The organism is Kitasatospora sp. NPDC033851 (assembly GCF_055576085.1).
Window position 1 is genome coordinate 68,547 of the sequence record NZ_JBVIRL010000005.1, and the last position, 16,475, is coordinate 85,021.

The window sequence follows — 16,475 nt, forward strand, 5'->3', positions numbered from 1 at the left end:
TCAGAGTCTCCGGAGTCCTTCGCGTACGGCCGTGAGCAGGCCGAGGTCCACGCCCCCGGCGGCCCGGGCCACCGAGAGCGGCGCCCGGGCCTTCAGCAGGCCCTGGGCGACCAGGTCGCCCAGCAGGATCTTGGTGACCGAGACCGGGAGGTCCAGGCCGGCCGACACCTCGGCGACGGCTGCCGGGCGCCGGCAGCGGTCGAGGATCAGACGGTGCTCGGGCTGGAGGCCGCGGGCACCGGCGCGGCTGCCCCGCGCCAGGGCCACGGCGGCCTCCTCCTCGACCGTGGTGAGCACGGTGATGAGGGTGAGGTCGTCCCGCTCGGGCGCGGTGCGGCCGCGGGTGATGGTGTACGGGCGGACCATGCTGCCCGTCTCGTCCTCCGCGTCCTCCTCCAGCTCGCTCCAGTGCGGCACCGCGCCGCGCCGCAGGGGGTCCTCCCGCGCGGCGTCGTTCCCGTACGGGCCCACCCGGGTCAGCCCCGGTTCCGGGCGGCGAACACGTCGAACGAGGCGGGGGCACCAGGGGCGTTCTCGCTGCGGGCCGGGGTGGTGAGCTTCTGGCCGACCTGCTGCACCAGGGTGTGCATCGCGACGGACATCACCTCGGCGTCCACCTCCTGGGAGGCGACCACGGCCAGGTGGGTGCCCTGGGCGGCGGCGATGATGAACAGCCAGCACTCGGCGAGCTCGACGATCACCTGGTGCACCGGCCCGCCGTCGAAGAGCTGCCCGACGCCGCGGGCCAGGCTCTGCTGGCCGGTGGCGACGGCGGCCAGGCGCTCGGCGTCGGCCCGCTCGATGGTGCGGGAGTGGCTCACCACGAGACCGTCGTCGGAGAGCAGGACGGCGTTCCTGGTCCCGGGCACCGAGTCGACGAGTCCGTCCAGCAGCCAGTCCAGGTCCTGGTGGGTGGCGATCGTGCGGTTCATCACTGGTCATCCGTTCGTGTGGTTCGGGAGTCCGCGGCAGGCAGGGCCCAGGGGGAGGGGCCGGGCGCGGGAGCCGGGGGACCGGCGGGGGCGCCGGGGGCGGGGGGAGCCGCCGGGGTGGGGACCGCGGGCAGCCGGTGCTCGCCGCTGTCCTGCGCCCGGGCGGCACGGGACTGGCGCTGGAAGGCACCGATTGCCGCACCCGCGCGCCGCACCGGGCGGTCGGAGCGCTGGAACGGGCCCGCGGGCGGTGCGGCGGCGTCGGCGGTGACCCCGGTCCCGGCCTGGGACCCGGCCCCGGATCCGGCCTCGACGGGGCGATCGGCGGGGCGCTCGACCCACTGCGGGGCCGGCGGCGGCACCCGCAGCTCGGCGGCCAGGCTGGCCTGCCGCACGCGCTGCGGCAGCGGCGGCTGCCCGCCCTCGGCCGGGCTGTACGGCACCGAGGTGGGGTACTCGCGGGTGCTGCGCCGCTCGGCCAGCCGGTAGTGGTCGGCCGGGCGGTACTGCTCGTCGGCGTACGGGGCCTCGGCCTCGGTGACCCGGGCGTAGGCGATGTCCGGGTAGGCCGGGGTGTCCCCCGCGGGCGCGGGGTCGCCGGGGGAGCTGTGCTCGATCGGATGCTCGGGCGGGAGCGGGGACAGCGGGAGGGCGGATTGCGGGAGGGCGGATTGCGGGAGGGGCTGCTCCTGGAAGGGCGGCTGCGAGGAGGGCCCCTGCGGGAACGGCTCCTGGACGGGAACCGACGGGTACGGCGCCTCCAGGGCGGGGGCCGCCGGCACCGGTGGGAAGGCCTCCTGTACGGCTGCCTCCTGTACGGGTGCCTCCTGGACCGGATCCGCCGGTACGGGACCCTCGTGCGCGGGGGCTGCCGGGTGGGGCACCTCCTGCTCGGGCGCAGCCTGGTAGGGGCCCGCTGGGTAGGGGCCCGCCGGGTAGGGGCCCGCCGGGTAGGGAGCCGCCGCCACCGCCAGTGGCACGGGCGCGGCCTGCGGCACGAAGTGGCCCTGTCCGAAGGACTCCACCGGTGCGACCGGCGGTCCGGCCGGTTCTTGGGCGGGCACCTCGTCGGAGGCCGAGCGCACCGCCCGGCGCGAGCGCCGGACCAGCGGGATGGGCTCGGCGGGCGCGCCGGGGGAGCCGTCCGGCAGCCCGGTGTCGCCGTCGATGACCAGCTCGTCCGGGACGAGCACGACCACCCGGGTACCGCCGAAGGCCGACGGGCGGAACTCGATCTTCAGCCCGTGCAGCGTGGCGAGGCGGGCGACCACGTGGAAGCCGAGGCGGATGTCGTCGGCCCGGGCCAGCACGTCGGTGCGCGGCGGACGGCTCATCAGCTCGTTGGCCGCGTCGTACTGCGCCGGGTCCATGCCCAGGCCGCGGTCCTCGATCTCGATCGCGAGCCCGCGGCCGACCAGGGCGGCCCGGACCTCGACCGGCGTGGGCGGCTTGGAGAAGGTGGTGGCGTTCTCCATCAGCTCGGCGAGCACGTGCGCGACCGGTCCGACGGCCCGCTCGGACAGCCACGGGTGGCCCTCGACGTCGAGCATGATCCGGCGGTAGTCCTGCACCTCGCCCTGCGCGGCGCGCAGCACGTCGAGCAGCGGGACGGGCTTGCGCCAGCGCCGCTGCGGCTGGCCGCCGGCCATGATCACGAGGTTCTCCTCGTAGCGGCGCAGACGGGCGGTGAGGTGGTCGAGGTCGAACAGGCCCTCCAGGACCTCCGGGTCCTCGTGCTTGCGCTCCAGCTCGTCCAGCTTGCGCAGCTGGCGGCCGATCAGCAGCTGGGTGCGGCGGGCGATGCGCTGCAGCAGCCGTTCGAAGCCGCGGTGCTGCTCGGCCTGGCCGACGGCGGCCTCCAGGGCGGAGGCGCGGGCCAGGTTGAGGGCCAGGCCGAGGCGGGCCAGCTCGTCGGTGCCGTTGCCGTGCGGGCCGGCGGTGATGGTGCGGGTCTCGGCCTCGACGTCCACCTGCTCGCCGCGCCCGAGGCGCTCGACCACCTCGGGCAGGGTGCGCCGCATCTCCTCGGCCTGGGTGTGCAGTTCCTTGATGCGGCGGCGCAGCGAGCGGCTGATCCGCCAGGAGGCGATGACCACCGCGACGACCGTGATCAGGCCGATGACGGTGGTCAGCACGACCCGGGTCAGCAGGCTCAGGATGGTGCCCTTGCCGACCTCGACGATGCCGCTGGTGCGGGTCTCGATCGCCTTGACCAGCGGGGGGTTGAGCTGGTCGAGGGCCTGGCGCCACTGGTCCTGGGCGGCGGGCAGCTTGACGGTGCCGGCCGCGTCGGCGGCGGTGGGCTTGGTCAGCTGCTGTTCGACGGCGGCCTTGGCCTGCCAGGCCGGGCTGTTCATCAGGTCGTGCCAGGCGGGGGCCTCGCCGTCCGGGATGTACGGGAGGACCTGGACGGTGAGCAGGTGGTCCTGCGCGCCGATGGCCTGTTGGACGGCCTGGTAGTCGGCGGTGCTCAGCCGGCCGGTGGGCCAGCCGCGAGCCAGGACGGCGTCCTCGCGGGCCAGCATCTCCTTCGCCCAGAAGGCGTTGACCAGGGTCTTGGAGATCCAGGTGACCTCGCCGGTGTCCACGTGGCTGAGCGCGGTGAACAGCCGCAGGTCCACCGCGATCAGGTCGGTGTAGTAGGCGTAGACGGTCTGCTGGTCGACCGATCCGCGGTCCACGGCGGCGCGCTGCTCGGCCAGCTTGCCCATGGCCTGGCGGGCCTCGGCGACGGCGCTGCGCACCTCCCCGGGCGCGCTGTCGGCGGTCTCGCCGGACAGGCTCTGGAACTGGCGCACCGCGTCGTCGGTCGACTGCCGCTGGCGGCGTAGCTGGTCGGTGTTGGCGCCGGGCCGGGCGAGTGCCTCGGCGCTGAGCCGGCGCTCCTCCTGGAGGTTGTAGTAGACGATGTTCGACGGCTGGCCGGCCTTCTGGGCCAGGAGGCCCTGGGCGGCCTGCCGCTGGAAGTCGAAGACGGTCTCGCCGCTGGTGACCGCCCAGAGGACGACGAGGGCGATGCTGGGGACGACGGCCAGGACGAGCAGCGCCGTCCGCAGGGACAGGCGTGGACGCCTGCGGGGGCCCTTCGGCGTCGGGGGCCGCCGATTCGCACGCGCGCGCAGAGCAGACTCCTTGGGGCTGGCGGCCGGCCGGTAAGGGGCCGGGCCGTCCGGGCACGGGTTTTTGACGAAGCGATACTAGTCATACCGTGTGATTGGAGTGAAAGCCCGTTCGCCACCTGGGCGGTGCTTGCACACACATGGGACACAATGTCATTCAGTCGTTGACTGTATGCATGCGGAGCAGGCTGTTCCGGACTCGCTTGACACAGTGTCAACGCGTCGCGCGGCCGGCGGGTGGCCGCCGTGTGAAAACTGTGTGACGCCGCATCGGGAGCGCCCGTGGCAGGTGCTCCACCGGACTCAACGGGACCGGGCCTCGGCGGGTTCACCGGGCACGTTCGCCGGTGCGGTCCGTCGGAAGGCTCAGTCCGCCAGGAGGCGGGAGCGGGTGGCCTCCAGCTCGGCCGCCAGGACCCGACCGGCGGCCTCCGGGTCGCCCTCGTGAACGGCGCGGACGAGAGCGGCGTGCGAGTCGTAGCCCTGGTTCGGGTCCTCGGCCCGAAGGTCGAACAGGCCGATCAGGGTGACCAGTTGCTCCCGCAGAACCGGGGCGAACTGGGCGAAGAGGTCGTCCAGGACGGGATTGTGGGCAGCGGTCACGAGGGCGGTGTGCAGGGCGATGTCGGCGTCCACGAAGGCGGTGTCGTCGGCCCCGCCCGCCGCGCGGCGGGCCGCCAGTGCGGCGTCGAGGGCGGCGAGGTCCGCCTCCGTGCGCCGGGTGGCCGCGAGGCGGGCGGCCTGCACCTCGACCATCGTCCGCACCTCGTAGACGTGCGCCAGTTCGGCGCGGCGCAGCCGGGCAGGCCAGTCCTCGGCGGGGCGGTCGGCGGTGACGAACACCCCGGAGCCCTGGCGGCTCTGCACCATTGCGGCCGCGGCGAGCGTGCGCAGCGCCTCCCGGATCGTCGAGCGGCCGACACCCAACTCCTTGGCCAGTGCGACCTCGCCCGGCAGCTTCCCGCCCACCGGCCACTGGCCGGACCGGATCTGCTCCTCGATCCGCGCGGCGGCCTGCTCGGCGAGGGGGGAGGGGCGGAGCGGGATCATCGGGCTCACCTGTCAGGTTGTCTGAGGACTTGTGTCGTGGGTACTCTACCCAACATGCAGCCGTGGATCCTCCCCGTGGGGGGCCTTCTTCTTGGTGGCCGCAGCGGGGCGTGACCGGACCGGCACCCCGCTGCGGGGCGCCGACCTGCCGGTCACCGGTATGCGTCATGAGGAACTCGCATGATCTTCCCGACCCTGCACGCCCCCGCCGGGCCCGTCCCGGCCGACACCCCCGCCTGGAACCCGCAACGCGGTGGCGCCATGCCCTCCCACCGCTACCGCCCCGCCCACGACCGGGTCCACGTCCCCGCCCTGATGCGGCGCTGGCCCGGCCGGCGCATCGAGCGGGCGCCGCTGTGGGTGCCCGTCGACCTGCGGGACGGCAACCAGGCCCTCGCCGAACCGATGGACCCGACGCGCAAGCAACGGATGTTCGACCTCTTCCTGGCCATGGGCTTCAAGGAGATCGAAGTCGGCTACCCCTCCGCCAGCCGCGCCGACTTCGACTTCGTCCGCCAACTCGCCACCACCCCCGGCGCCGTCCCCGAAGACGTCACGGTCGTCGTCTTCACCGCCGCCCGGGCGGACCTGATCGAGCGCACCTTCGAGGCCGTCGCCGGCCTGCCGCACGTCGTCGTCCACCTCTACACCGCGACCGCGCCGCTGTGGCGGGACGTCGTCCTCGGCAAGGAACGGGCGGAGCTGCGGGCGCTCATCACCGAAGCCGCCACCCACACGGCCCGGCTCGGGGAGGGCCGGGACGGCCTGCGGTTCCAGTTCTCGCCCGAGGTGTTCAACCTGACCGAACCCGACTACGTGCTGGAGGTGTGCAACGGGCTGACCCGGCTGTGGGACGCGAGTCCCGACCGTCCGGTCATCCACAACCTGCCGGCGACCGTCGAGATCGCCACACCCAACGTCTACGCCGACCAGATCGAGTACATGGACCGGCACCTGGAACGGCGCGACGCGGTGATCCTCTCCGTCCACCCGCACAACGACCGGGGCACGGGCGTCGCCTGCGCCGAACTCGCGGTGCTGGCCGGCGCACAGCGGATCGAAGGCTGCCTGTTCGGCAACGGCGAGCGCACCGGGAACGTCGACCTGGTCACCCTGGCACTCAATCTGCACACCCAGGGCGTCGACCCGATGCTCGACCTGTCCGACATCGACGAGATCCGGCGCACCGTCGAACACTGCAACCGGCTGCCCGTCCACGAACGACACCCGTACGCCGGCGACCTGGTGCACACCGCCTTCTCCGGCACCCACCAGGACGCCATCAAGAAGGGGTTCGCACAACACGCCAAAACCGCCGCCGAACTGGGCGTCCCCGAACGGGAGGCACCCTGGTCGGTGCCCTACCTGCCGATCGACCCGGCCGACCTGGGCCGCGACTACGAGGCGGTGATCCGCGTCAACAGCCAGTCCGGCAAGGGCGGCATCGCCTATCTGCTGCGCGCCGGCGAAGGGCTCGAGCTGCCCCGACGACTGCAGATCGAGTTCGCGCGGACCGTACAGCAGGCGACCGACGACAGCGGCAGGGAAGTGACGGGCGAGGAGCTGTACCGGCTGTTCCGGGCGGAGTACCTCGATGAGAGTTCCTCATGGGCCTGGCAGGTGGGTGACGACTGGGCCGAGGTCGACGGACGGCGCGGCACCGGCGTCGGACCGCTGGACGCCGTCGCGGACGCGGTCGGGGCAGAGATCCTCTCCTTCAGCGAACACGCGGTGGGCTCCGGGCCCGAAGCGGTCGCCTACGTCGAGGCACGGATCGGAGGCCGGGTCGTCTGGGGCGCCGGACGGGACACCTCCGTCCTCACAGCCGGCGTACGGGCGGTGCTGAGCGCGGCGGGCCGGGCCGCCGCCGGCGGCGCTACCGGGAAGGTCATGAGGGGGACTCATGGGTCGGGGTCATGAGGGGGGTTCATGGGTCGGGGTCATGAGCGGGGCTCATGGGTCGGGGTCATGCGAGGAACTCATAGGCCGGGGTCATGAGAGGGACTCATGGAGCCCCGTCCGCCGTGACGCCGAACCGAGCGGAACACCGTCCGGACGGCAGTCCGTCCGATCTGCCTGAGGCCGCTCGGCCTGAGGGCCGCTCCGCCTGATGGTCGGTCAGCGTCCGAGCTCCACGACGGTCTCCCGGGTCAGCTCCTGTGCCCGGGAGACCGTCGCGGTCAGGTCGTGCGCCGATCCGCCGGGTGCCGCGAGGATGGAGCAGACTCGCCGGCCGAAGTCCTCGGGTGCGGCGGTGAGTTGCTCGGCGACGGCCAGGGCACCCTTCTCGTTGAGGCACCAGCGGCGGTCGTGGGCGTGCAGGGCCTGCGCCAGGACGCCGAACGCCCGGGACAGGCAGAGCGAGACGTACAGCGCGTCCGCGCGGGCGGCTCCCTTCTCGGCGACGTCGAGCAGGAACCCGGCCTCCCAGGCGGCCGCCGTCAGGGCCTCGCGGAGCGGCTCGGGGTAGCGTGCGGTCTGCCGCTTCAGAGCCGTCAACTCGCCGGCAGGGTCGGCAAGTACCTGCCCGCACGCCACCTCGCCGGGGTAGCAGGGCGACCAGAATCCGAGCGGATGGCCCGGTTGCACCCCTACCTCGTAGCGGCCCTCGCGGCAGTCCGCCCACACCTGCTCGACGCGGTCCAGGTCCCGCAGGATCCAGTCCACGGCGACGCCGTCGACCCGCAGCCACGCGCCGCCGTTCACCCACGGCCCCCAGCCGCCCGGCCCGGCGACCTCCACGCCGGGGCCGGCCAGTGCCCGCAGCGCTTCCAGGTCGAGGTCGCCCCGGTAGTACACCCCGAGATCCCAGTCCGAGCCCGCACTGTGCTCGCCCCGTGCCCGGCTGCCCCCGAGCATCACGCCCACCACGCCCGGCACGGTGGTCAGTTGATCGGCCATGCCCTCGATGATCGTTCGCATGGACAGAGTCTGACAGAGCGAAAGGCGGAAGGGTCGAACGGCCGAGGGGAGTGGAGGACGAGGTGAGGGAAGCAGAGGAGGTGAACTCACTCCTCGCCACTCTCAAGGTATAGAGCCACGGGGGCCTTGCCGCAAGGCCCCCGTCATGCCGCAGAATCACCAACTCAAGCCCAAGGACCGGCGAAAACGGGAGAGTCACGAAATGCGAGTGGTGTTGTCGGCGTACGGGTCGCGCGGGGATGTCGAGCCGCTGGCCGGGTTGGCGCTGCGGCTGCGGGAGCTCGGCGTGCAGGTGCGGGTGTGCGCGCCGCCGGACGAGGAGTTCGCGGCGCGGCTGGCCGAGGTCGGGGTGGACCTGGTGCCGGTCGGCCAGTCGGTGCGTTCGCTGGTGAGCGGGCCGCCGCCGGCGCCGTCGGACCTGCCGAAGCGGGCGGCCGCGCTGGTCGAGCAGTTCTACGAGGCGGTGCTCGGGGCGGCCGAGCCGGGTGGCGCGGTGGTGGCGACCGGGCTGTTCCCGGCCGTGGCCGGGGCGCAGGCGGCAGCCGAGAAGCTGGGCGCGCGCTTCGCGTACCTCGCGCTGCAGCCGACCGTCCTTCCCTCCCCGCACCACCGGCCGTTCGAGTACCCGATACAGCCGTACCCGGCGGAGGTGACCGACCACCGGGAGCTGTGGGAACTCAACATCGGGGCCATGAACGCGCTGTTCGGCGGGCCGGTCAACGACCACCGGGCGGCCGTCGGGCTGCCGGTGGTCGAGAACGTCCGCGACCACGTCCTCACCGACCGCCCGTGGCTGGCCACCGACCCGACGCTCGACCCGTGGCGGCTGCCGGCCGACCTCGAGGTGGAGCAGACCGGCGCGTGGATCCTGCCGGACGAGCGCCCGATGCCCGCCGACCTGGAGGCCTTCCTGGCGGCCGGCGAGGCACCGGTGTACGTCGGCTTCGGCAGCATGCCGCTGCGCGACGCGCCGGGCGCGGCCCGGGCGGCGGTCGACGCCGTCCGCGCGCAGGGCCGCCGGGTGCTGCTGGGACGCGGCTGGGCCCAGCTGGCCGAGGTCGACGGCGCGGACGACTGCTTCGCCGTCGGGGAGGTCAACCAGCAGGCGCTGTTCCGTCGGGTCGCGGCCGTCGTCCACCACGGCGGCGCGGGCACCACCACCACGGCCGCCCGCGCCGGTGTGCCCCAGGTCCTGGTCCCGCAGATCGTCGACCAGCCGTACTGGGCGTCGCGGGTGGCCGAGTTGGGCATCGGCGTCGCCCACGACGGCCCCACCCCGACGGCCGACTCCCTGGCCACCGCCCTCCGGCAGGCCCTGACCCCGGAGACCACCCGGCGGGCCGCCGCCGTCGCGGGCGAGATCCGCACGGACGGCACCGCGGTGGCGGCGAGGCTGCTGCTGGACGCGGTGGGCTGAAACCGTTCCCCGGGCGGAGTGGGAAGTCGGCGGGGCCGACTTCCCACTCCCGAGCAGGTCAGGAGGCCGGCTCGGTGAGGTACTTGGCGCCCTCGTCCGGGAGCTTGTTGCCGTTCTTGTCGAAGAACTGCCAGGACGTCGCCCGCATCGTCCCCGGGCGGGCGACCACCATGCGGCGGGTCGGGGAGTCGCCGACGGTGACGGGCTGGGGCTCGGTGGTCGTGCCGTCCGCCCAGGTCACCAGCACCCGGCCGACGTCGGGGCCGATGGAGAGCGTCACCACGTCCGCCGGCGGCACGATGCCGTCCTTGCTACTGCGGCCGAACAGGCCGCCGCCGTGGACGGTCCGTTCGCGCGGGTCGAGCTTGCCCGGGGACGGGGTGCTGCCCTCCGCGTCGTGGCCCAGGCGCACCCCGTCCACGGTGAAGTAGGTGTTGATGACATCGGAGTCGGGGTCCCAGTACTGGGCGACGTACTCCGGAGTGGGCTTGGGGACGGTGGAGTCGAAGGGCGTGCGCTCCTGCCACACCGCCAGCGCCTGTTCGTACGCCCGCTCCTTCGGCGCCGCCGGCCAGAGCGCCTGCCAGATCTCCCAGGCCTTGCCGTTGGCGACACCCTGCCCGAGCCGGACCCGGACCGGGGTGAACGGGTCGCGCGCGCCGGGGGTGGCGGCTCCGGCCGTCGGGACGGTGGCGGACTCGCCGACCGCTCCGGTTCCGGCGGCTCCGGTCCCGACAGCTCCGGCGCCGGCGGGGGCTCCGATCCCGGCGGGGGCGACATGCTGGGTGGCCGCCGGGCCGGGGTGCAACTGCGCCAGCACCCCGCCCGTCAGGGCCACCACCGAGGCCAGCGCCACCGCGCCGACCACCGTACGGCGGCGGTTCCGCCGCCGGTGGCCGCCCGCCACGATGTCCGCGACCGGTGCCGGGCCGACCTTCGCCTCCGCCGCCGCCTCGGCCAGGCCGAGCCCGATCCACAGGTCCTTGCCGGCGTCCACGTCCGCGCTCATACCGCTCCTCCGATGTGTGTCGTGTCCTTGAGTCCCACCAGCTCCGTGACCTGCCGCAGCCGCGCGATGCCCTTCGCCGCGTGGCTGCGCACCGCGCCGACCGAGCACCCCATGGCCGTCGCCGTCTGGCTGTCGCTCAGGTCCTCCCAGTGCCGCAGCACCACCGCCTCCCGCTGGCGCGGCGGCAGCGTCGCCAGCGCGGTGAGCAGCGCCCCGCGCTGGTCGGACCGGGCGAACCCGTCCTCCGGTCCCGCCGCGTCCGGCACCGCGTCCACCAGCAGCTCCGGCAGCCGGCGCCGCCACCGGCGGGCGTGCTGGTTGACCAGGATCCGCCGCACGTAGGCGTACGGATCGTCCGCCCGCCGTACCTTCGACCAGGCCGCGCAGGCCTTCTCCGCCGCGGACTGCACCAGGTCCTCCGCCGCGTACTGCTCGCCGGCCAGCAGGTACGCCGTCCGTACCAGGCGCGGCCAGACCGCGACGATGAACGCCTGGAACTCGTCGTTCGGCCCGCTCTTCGCTTCTCCCATGAGCACCTCCTCACCCACCCAGAGCCCAGGTGCGGACGGAAGCGCTTACTCCCGTGCGGGCCCTCCTGCAGAGCCACGGCCGGAAGGGCCGCCGGGGATCGACGCGAGGTGCGGAGGGGCTGGGGGCCGGCGCGGGCAGCGGCCTGACCGAAGGCCTGGCGGAAGGCCTGGCGGGTGGCCGGGCACAAGGCGGGGCAAAAAGCCTGGCAGGAGGCCTGAAGGCCGCGCGTAAATCCGCTTGGGAATCCGTGGGCCGGGTCGCTACCATCCAGCCGATGATCCTTTCTCATGACGTATCAGGCAGCGGGCCCGCCGTGGTGCTGCTGCACTCCTCGGTATGCGACCGGCGGATGTGGGACGCGCAGTGGCAGCGGCTGGTCGACGCCGGGTACCGGGCGGTGCGGTGCGACTTCCGGGGCTTCGGTGACTCGCCGCTCGCGGACGGCCCCTACAGCGACGCCGGGGATGTCCTGGCCCTGCTGGACCACCTGGGCATCGAGTCCGCGGCGCTGGTCGGCTCCTCGCACGGCGGCCGGATCGCCCTGACGGCGGCCGCGCTGCGCCCGGACGCGGTGACGGCGCTGGTGCTGCTGGCCCCGGGCATGCCCGGGCACCAGCCCAGCGAGACGCTGCGTGCCTTCGGGGGCCGCGAGGACGAGCTGATCGAGGCCGGGGACATCGACGGGGCCGTCGAGCTGAACGTCGAGACCTGGCTGGGGCCGGAGGCGGACGAGACGGTCCGCGCGAACGTCCGGCGGATGCAGCGGCACGCCTTCGACGTGCAGGCGGAGGCGACGACCGGCCCGGACCGGGAGGACGTCGACCTCTCCCTGATCAAGGCCCCCACCCTGGCCGTCGGCGGCGCCCACGACGTGCCGGACTTCCGCGAGATCGCCGCCGCCCTCCCCGGCTTGCTCCCGAACGCCCGATACCTCGAACTGTCCTGGTCCGGCCACCTGCCGAGCCTGGAGCGGCCGGAGGAGACGACCGCCCTGGTGCTGGACTTCCTGCGGGAGGCCGCGGACGCGCGGTAGCGGCCCGGTTGCCGGGCCACGGCGGAGGAGCGGGACGTCGGATCGGCCGACTTTCCGCTCCCTGCTTCCCGCCCGTTTCAGCGCCCCGGAGAGTGGCGCCGCCCGGCCGACGTCATGCCTGCACGCCGGCCGCCTGCACGCCGGCCGCCGGCACACCGGCCGGTGTCACACCGGCAGACCGGTCGGCGTCACACCGGCTGACGTCACGCCGGCCGCGTCGAGGCGGGCGAGGAGTGCGCGGCACTGGCGTTGCAGCTTCTCGTCCTCCTCGATCGTCCCGAACCGGCCGCCCCGGCGCGGCAGTTCGAGCTGCGCCCGCAGCAGCGGGACGGCCGGCGCGGCGGCGGCACCCATCCGCTCCAGGCAGGCGGCGACGTGGCCGCCGGTCGCGGAGTTCCTCTCCCAGGCCGGGAGCAGCGCGCCGAGGACGGCCGGGGCCTCGGGCTCGCCGCCGATCTCCCACAGCGCGGCGGCGCAGTGGACGCGCACCCAGTCGTAGTCGTCGGCCAGCAACGCGCGCAGCCGGGGCAGGGCGGCCGCCGCGGCGGGACCGATCCCGCCGAGGACGTCGGCGGCCTCGTTCACCCGGAAGGGGCCGGTGGCGTCGAGCGCGGGGAGCAGCAGCGGCAGGACCTCCGCCGGATCGCCTCCGACCGCCCACAGCGCGGCGAGGGCGGCGGCCACCACGCTCGGATCCGCCTCGGCGGCCGTCGTCAGCGCCCGGATCCGCGCCAACGTGCCCGAGCCCGAGCCCGAGCCCGAGTCGGCACCCGTACCCGTGCCCGCACCTGCGGCCGCCGGGCCGAAGCGCCGCAGGTTCTGCAGCGCGGTGGAGGCGGTACGCCACTGTTTCTCCCGCACCGCCGCGTCGAGCACCTCCGTGACGGCCGGCAGCGCCGCCGTGTCCCCGAGCGCCCCGAGGGCGGCGAGGACCGATCCGACCTCCGTGTCGCTCCACTGCGCAGCCAGGTCGAAGCCCCGCAGCATCTTGGCCAGGCGTGGCGCCAAGGTCCCTGCAGCGGAGGGGAGATGGCGCGCGACACCGACCGCCCGCCAGGCGTCGGCTCCGCTGTCCAGCGCCGTCAGCAGTCCCGGCCGGGCCCGTTCGTCGCCGAGGTGGGCCAGCGCCAGTACCGCCTCCTGGTGGGCCCGGCGCCGGTGCGGCTGGGGCGAGGACCACACCTCGGGCCCGAACTCCGCGCGCTGGGCCGCGACGAGGGCGGCGAGGGCCTCGCGGGCGGGGCCGGCGACGGCGTGGCAGGTGCCGAGGACGGCCGCGGCCTCGGCAACCACCTCGGGATGCGGGTCGGCCAGCCGCTCGGCGACCATGCCGATGAGCGAACCGTGGTCGCCCCGCCAGGACGTGACGAGCTCGGCGGTCATCCGCAGGGCGTCGAGGCGGGCGCCGGGATCCGGGCTGCGCAGCTGCTCCGCGAGCAGTGCGGTGCGGTCGACCACCCGGGCGTCCAGCACCTGGTGGAAGGTGCGCAGCAGCCGGGTGGTCGGCGAGTGGACCACCGAGTGGCGCTCCAACTCCTCGAATGCGGCGATGACGTACCCCGGAGCGCTGCCCGGCTCGATCGGCGGCTTCTCCTGGACGGGCCGGGGCGAAACCCACCAGCCGTCGGCCGGCTCCGCCTCCCGCCGCAGCAGCCCGATCGCGGCCGTGACCTCGCCCCCGCCCGGCTCCGTCGCGCAGCGGGTGCGGTGGACGAGGGCGGCGAGCCGGGTGGTGGTGTCCAGGGCCTCGTCGTCGGCCAGGGCGGTGAGCCACGCCGTCGCCTCGCCCACCGCCTCGGGGCGGCGCAGGGCCAGCGTGGCCATCGCCTCGACCAGCAGCAGCCGTTCGACCACCCCGGGTTCGGCGCTCAGCCGCTCGCGCAGCACCGCCACCGCGCGCGGGACGTCGTCGACGAGCAGCCCGAGCGCGGGGATGGCGGCCTGCCGCAGCAAGCGGTCGGCGTCGTGGTCCGAGGCGAACCGCACGAACACGTCCGCGCGCCGGCGCAGGAGGGCCAGCGAGTCGGAAACGTCCCCACCGGCGAACCCGTACGCCTCGTGGTCCGCCGCCTCGCGGCCGATGCTCACCAGCAGCTCGACGATCGCGGCCCGCCCGGGCACGGCGGGGTCGTCCACCAGCTCGAAAAGGAACGGCAGGGTGGCCGTGGTGGCAGAGTAGATGCTGCCCTGGTGGAGGACGGCGCTGTAGTAGTGGTCGAGTGCGGCGGCCCGCTCCTGCTCGTCCGGCGAGGCCAGGGCCGCCAGCAGGTCCGGCACCTCCTCGGCGCTCCCGTAGGCGTGCGACAGCCGCTCCCAGTCGATGTCGTGCAGTCCGTTGAACATGATCGGCACTCTGCCGGACCGGTCTGACAGCGGGACCGGTCCGGCAGCCAGGGCCCGGCCCGCCCCCGCCGCCCGAGGGCGGGGGCGACAATCGGCCAGGGCGGGGAAACCCGCGACTCGAACGTGTGTCGGGCGCCATCATGGCTGGGTGCACTTCACCTCGGAGATCAACTCGGACGGCGTCACGCAGCGCGGCTTCACCCTCGACGGTGTGCCCGGTGTGCCCGGTGTGCTCTGGTGGCCGGACGGGCGGCCGCTCGACGGGCGGCCGCTGGTGCTGCTCGGGCACGGGGGTGGCGGCGACAAGCTGGCGGTGGCGGAGCGGGCCCGGAGGTGTGTCGCGCGGTACGGCTTCGGCGCGGTGTCACTGGACGCGCCGGGGCACGGGGAGCGGTCGCGCACCGCGCAGGACGAGCGGTTCGTGACGGAGATCGGGGAGTTGCTGGCGGCCCGCCGGCCGATCAGCGCGTGGGTGGCGCGGTACACGGCGGCGCTCGCGGAGCGGGCGGTGCCGGAGTGGGTGGCCGTGCTGGATGCGCTCGGCACGGTGGGGGAGGGCCTCGGCCCGGTCGGGTTCTGGGGGCTGTCGTTGGGGAGTGCGGTCGGCATTCCGCTCGCGGCGGCCGAACCGCGCATCGTCGCGGCGGTGTTCGGGCTGGCGGGGCACGCGGCGCAGGCGGAGGCGGCGGCGCGGGTGGGCGTGCCGTTGGAGTTCGTCCTGCAGTGGGACGACGAGCTGGTTCCGCGCGAGGGGGCGCTGGCATTGTTCGGCGCGTTCGGTTCGCGGGAGAAGACGCTGCACGCCAACCCCGGCGGCCACCTGGAGGTGCCGGACTTCGAGGTGGCGGCCTCGGAGCGCTTCCTGGTCCGGCACTTGGGTGTGGGTAAGTAAAACTTCGCAAAGAATTTCTCTCTTCAACGATCCCGACGCGTGCCGATTTCAACAGAATGTTGCAGCTCAGTGGCCTCGCGGTCACCCTTCGTCGATTTGACGTAGCTCCCCGTGTGCATTCAACTCCTCAATCCGTAGGAGTACGGTTCCGGAGGAATCGCCGGGGGCTGCCTCCAAACCCACCGGCCGTACCGGGAATTGGTGCGAAGCATGGGTCAGCAAAAGGGTGGGGAGAGCACGGCCGCCGCGGCTCGTCCGATATCCGTCAGGTTGGTCGCCGAAGTCCTGCGCGGCGTCGCACAGGTCGATTTCATGCCGTCCGTCATGTGCGGGCTCCTCTTCCTGGCCGCACTGTTCGCGGCCGACCCGCGGTACGGCCTCTACGGTCTGCTCGGCAGCGCCGTCTCCACCGCCGTCGCGCACGGGCTGGGGCTCGACCGGCGCGCCGTGGAGGCCGGGCTGCACGGGTACAACGGGTGCCTGGTGGCGCTCGGTTGCGCGGTCTTCCTCGGGGCCGGGCATCCGGCCACGGTCGCGGTGGCGGTGCTCGGGTCGGCCGTCGCCGTGGTGGTCACGGCGGGGCTCGGGGTGGTCCTGGAGACGTGGCGGCTCCCGGCGCTGACCGCGCCGTTCTGCCTGGTCGCGACGGCCGTCACGGTCGCCGCTCCCGGCTTCCGGCGGCTGTGGCGCGGCGCGGAGGCACCCGCCGCCCTGTCCGTGGCGGCCGCCGGCGAGACCGGGCTGACCTGGGACCAGCTCTGGCGCGGCTTCTTCGCGAACATCGGTCAGATCTTCCTCATGCCCCAGTGGTACGTCGGCCTGCTGTTCCTGGCCGGCCTGTTCGCGGCGAGCCACCTCGCGGGCCTGATGGCCTGCGCGGGCAGCGCCACCGGACTGCTCACCGCCTGGGCGTTCGGCGCGCCCGCCGAAGCCGTCGGGCAGGGGCTGCTCGGCTACAGCGGGGTGCTGGTGGCACTGGCGCTGTGCGGGGTGTTCGTCGCCCCGAGCGGCTGGAGCGCGGGCTACGCCCTGCTCGGCGCGGCCGCCGCCACCGTCCTGACGCCGGCGATCTCCGCGATCTCCGCGCCCTTCGGCGGCCACGCCTTCACCTGGCCGTTCGTGCTGACCACGATGCTGTTCCTGGCGGCCGTGCCGGCCGTTCCCCGTCTGCGCCGGGTCTGATTTCCCGTCCAACTCCTTGCATTTCATCGGATCCTCGGAAAGGAA

The 16,475-nt window shown here is 74.1% G+C and carries 13 protein-coding genes; 5 read left to right on the plus strand and 8 right to left on the minus strand.

Annotated elements, in window-relative coordinates; genetic code table 11:
- The 4 genes from ACZ51D_RS12050 to ACZ51D_RS12065 form a co-directional block, all read right to left on the minus strand.
- On the minus strand, positions 1-471 hold the full coding sequence (locus ACZ51D_RS12050) for a DUF742 domain-containing protein (protein WP_465621970.1): 471 nt from the start codon (positions 469-471) through the stop codon (positions 1-3).
- Between the two features lie 5 nt (positions 472-476).
- A complete protein-coding gene (locus ACZ51D_RS12055) occupies positions 477-932 on the minus strand; it encodes a roadblock/LC7 domain-containing protein (RefSeq protein ID WP_360490420.1) in 456 nt (151 codons plus the stop codon).
- Positions 932-3,871: a sensor histidine kinase gene (locus ACZ51D_RS12060; protein ID WP_465662346.1), complete on the minus strand. Its 2,940-nt coding sequence runs from the start codon at positions 3,869-3,871 to the stop codon at positions 932-934. Before ACZ51D_RS12060 ends, ACZ51D_RS12055 begins: the two co-directional genes overlap by 1 nt.
- 546 nt (positions 3,872-4,417) lie before the next feature.
- Positions 4,418-5,101, minus strand: coding sequence for a FadR/GntR family transcriptional regulator (locus ACZ51D_RS12065; protein WP_465662113.1), 684 nt, complete (start codon positions 5,099-5,101; stop codon positions 4,418-4,420).
- A 180-nt stretch (positions 5,102-5,281) separates the two neighbouring features.
- Between ACZ51D_RS12065 and ACZ51D_RS12070 the strand changes: the two genes are divergently transcribed.
- Complete coding sequence (locus tag ACZ51D_RS12070; protein ID WP_465662115.1) at positions 5,282-7,021, plus strand: 2-isopropylmalate synthase; 1,740 nt, start codon at positions 5,282-5,284, stop codon at positions 7,019-7,021.
- Positions 7,022-7,219: 198 nt separating this feature from the next.
- Here the strand turns inward: ACZ51D_RS12070 and ACZ51D_RS12075 are convergent, their stop codons facing one another.
- Positions 7,220-8,023 (minus strand): DUF4037 domain-containing protein, encoded by an 804-nt coding sequence (locus ACZ51D_RS12075; protein ID WP_465662117.1) that lies wholly within the window; start codon positions 8,021-8,023, stop codon positions 7,220-7,222.
- 202 nt (positions 8,024-8,225) lie between these two features.
- On the opposite strand from ACZ51D_RS12075, the gene ACZ51D_RS12080 reads away from it, so the two are divergent.
- The gene (locus tag ACZ51D_RS12080; RefSeq protein WP_465662119.1) at positions 8,226-9,440 is read left to right on the plus strand and encodes a glycosyltransferase; all 1,215 of its coding nucleotides are present in this window, start codon (positions 8,226-8,228) and stop codon (positions 9,438-9,440) included.
- 58 nt (positions 9,441-9,498) lie between these two features.
- On the opposite strand, the gene ACZ51D_RS12085 is transcribed toward ACZ51D_RS12080, so the two are convergent.
- Positions 9,499-10,449 carry a hypothetical protein gene (locus ACZ51D_RS12085; protein WP_465662121.1) on the minus strand — a complete coding sequence of 317 codons (951 nt, stop codon included), beginning with the start codon at positions 10,447-10,449 and terminating at the stop codon, positions 9,499-9,501.
- A complete protein-coding gene (locus ACZ51D_RS12090) occupies positions 10,446-10,979 on the minus strand; it encodes a SigE family RNA polymerase sigma factor (RefSeq protein ID WP_465621958.1) in 534 nt (177 codons plus the stop codon). The genes ACZ51D_RS12085 and ACZ51D_RS12090 overlap by 4 nt, the downstream gene beginning before the upstream one ends.
- Positions 10,980-11,254: 275 nt before the next feature.
- On the opposite strand from ACZ51D_RS12090, the gene ACZ51D_RS12095 reads away from it, so the two are divergent.
- Positions 11,255-12,013 carry an alpha/beta fold hydrolase gene (locus ACZ51D_RS12095; protein ID WP_465621956.1) on the plus strand — a complete coding sequence of 253 codons (759 nt, stop codon included), beginning with the start codon at positions 11,255-11,257 and terminating at the stop codon, positions 12,011-12,013.
- Between the two features lie 165 nt (positions 12,014-12,178).
- Here ACZ51D_RS12095 and ACZ51D_RS12100 read toward each other — a convergent pair whose 3' ends face one another.
- The gene (locus tag ACZ51D_RS12100; protein WP_465662123.1) at positions 12,179-14,356 is read right to left on the minus strand and encodes a HEAT repeat domain-containing protein; all 2,178 of its coding nucleotides are present in this window, start codon (positions 14,354-14,356) and stop codon (positions 12,179-12,181) included.
- 148 nt (positions 14,357-14,504) lie between these two features.
- Between ACZ51D_RS12100 and ACZ51D_RS12105 the strand changes: the two genes are divergently transcribed.
- The gene (locus tag ACZ51D_RS12105) at positions 14,505-15,248 is read left to right on the plus strand and encodes a dienelactone hydrolase family protein (RefSeq protein WP_465662125.1); all 744 of its coding nucleotides are present in this window, start codon (positions 14,505-14,507) and stop codon (positions 15,246-15,248) included.
- Positions 15,249-15,458: 210 nt separating this feature from the next.
- The gene (locus ACZ51D_RS12110) at positions 15,459-16,430 is read left to right on the plus strand and encodes an urea transporter (RefSeq protein WP_465620875.1); all 972 of its coding nucleotides are present in this window, start codon (positions 15,459-15,461) and stop codon (positions 16,428-16,430) included.
- The last annotated feature ends 45 nt before the right edge of the window (positions 16,431-16,475 follow it).